Source organism: Paenibacillus zanthoxyli JH29 (assembly GCF_000520715.1).
Classification (GTDB): Bacteria; Bacillota; Bacilli; order Paenibacillales; family Paenibacillaceae; genus Paenibacillus_AQ; species Paenibacillus_AQ zanthoxyli.
In genome coordinates this window covers 1-1,923 of record NZ_ASSD01000471.1, presented here as the reverse complement: position 1 = coordinate 1,923, position 1,923 = coordinate 1, and the positions used below count along the sequence as shown (strand labels likewise).

2 protein-coding genes and 1 pseudogene are annotated in these 1,923 nt (G+C 57.3%); all 3 read left to right on the top strand.

Going from position 1 to position 1,923, the window contains the following annotated elements; translation table 11 throughout:
• Positions 1 to 643: pseudogene (locus tag L691_RS32950) on the top strand (PLP-dependent aminotransferase family protein); the annotation flags it as partial.
• A gap of 46 nt (positions 644 to 689) precedes the next feature.
• Positions 690 to 1,475, top strand: coding sequence for an AraC family transcriptional regulator (locus tag L691_RS0118195; protein WP_025691838.1), 786 nt, complete (start codon positions 690 to 692; stop codon positions 1,473 to 1,475).
• 127 nt (positions 1,476 to 1,602) lie between these two features.
• A partial coding sequence (locus tag L691_RS0118190) for a 2,3-bisphosphoglycerate-dependent phosphoglycerate mutase (protein WP_025691840.1) occupies positions 1,603 to 1,923 on the top strand: 321 nt, incomplete at its 3' end.

Below are 1,923 nucleotides of genomic sequence, written 5' to 3'. Positions count from 1 at the left end.
GCGGCGGCGGAGGCTGCTCGAATGGGCGTCCGCCCGGCGGGCGATCATCATCGAAGATGATTACGACAGCGAGTTCCGCTGGTCCGGCCGTCCTATCGAGCCGCTGAAGGCGCTTGACCGGGAGGAGCGCGTCGTGTATATCGGCTCCTTCTCCAACACGATGTTCGCCGGGCTTCGCCTCGGCTACGCCGTCCTGCCGCCTTCCCTGACCCCGCCTGTGACAGCCGCGAAGGCGCTGTACGAACCGCTTCCCGCCGGACTGCTGGAGCAGCGGGCGCTGGCCCGCTTCATGTCGCTCGGCGTATACGCCCGCCATATCCGGCGGATGACGCGCCTCTATGGCGAACGCGGCAGCATCCTTCGCGAACTGCTGGCCGGAATGCCGGGCGGCCTGTTTCATCCGCAGCCCGGCGACGCGGGGCTGCATATATACGCCCGATGGCTGCGGAGCGAAGAGGAATTCGCACGCTTTCAGAAGGCGGCCAAGCTGCGGGACGTCGATTTCAGAGACGCCGCCCTTTACCGGATTACACCCGGAGATCCCGCCGCCTGCTTCGCTTTTTCCCATCTGGACGAGGAGGAGCTGATTGAGGGGGTTCGGCGGCTGTCACTGGCCTGGAACGATGTGCAAAATGAATCGTGAAAAGGTATGATAGGATAAGCTATTAATGATGAAGGAGGGAGAAAGGATGCTGCATGCATCGCCGTCCGCTTTTGTCATCCTGCCCGCCTTGGCCAAAATCGTCTGCGAGCCGGGATGGAAATGGCAGAAAAGGGAGAAGCCGCTGCCCAATTACGATCTGTTCTACATCTGGAGCGGCGAAGGAACGGTTGTGCGGAACGGCACAGCCTATGAAGTCGGGAAGGGAAGCTGTTTCCTGTTTCGTCCGGGAGATCATACTAGCGCATCGCATAACCCCCAGAAGCCGCTTGTGCTTACATATATTCATTTTGACGTCAAGGAGCCGGTCACCGATATTCCCGAGCCTTACCGCAAGCTGACGGAGTCGTTGGAGTTCGAGCATTTGCTTGCCCGCTACGTCCGGTTGTTTCTGGTCAAGACCTTCGCCGCAGAGGAAGAGGGTCAGCTGATTCTCAAGCAGATTATGATTAACCTGCTGCGGGAAGACCGGGTCAAGCCGGTGGAACGCAATGTCAGCAACCAACTGGTGGAGGTCATCCACGAGGTCGCGAATTATATCAGCCAGAACCCTGGCGCTGTGCATCGGGTGGAAGAACTGGCGGCCCGGGCCGGTCTGTCGCCGCGCTATTTTTCCATCAAATTCAAGGAGCTGATCGGCTCCTCCGTGCAATCTTACGTCATCCGCACCCGGATCGAACGGGCCCAGCATTTGCTGCTGTACGCGGGAATGAACGTGACGGAGGTGGCGGACGCGCTCGGATACCGCGATATTTTCTTTTTCAGCCGGCAGTTCAAGCAGCATACGGGGAAGAGCCCCTCGGAAATTCGCTAAAAAACGAACCGGGGATCTTTTGGGTCTTCGGTTTTTCTTGTGCTGCCGCGTTTAAAACGACTGGAAATTGTATTAAATGACTATTATGAGCAAAATGGCAGGCGTGGGATAGGAAAGGAGAGCGCATATGTACGAAATCGTGTTGATACGGCATGGAGAGAGCGAGTATAATCGGCAAAATCTGTTTACCGGCTGGAGCGATCCGGATCTCACGGAGAAGGGAATACAGGAAGCCAAGGACGCGGGCAGAATGCTTAAGGAAGCCGGATATACGTTCGACCTCGCCTTTGCTTCGGTGCTCAAGCGTTCTATCAAGACGCTTAATTTCGTTCTGGAAGAGCTGGACCTGCTGTGGATTCCCGTGCAGAAATCGTGGAAGCTGAACGAGCGCCATTACGGCGCGCTTCAGGGTCTCAGCAAATCGGAGACGGCGGTAAAATATGGCGAC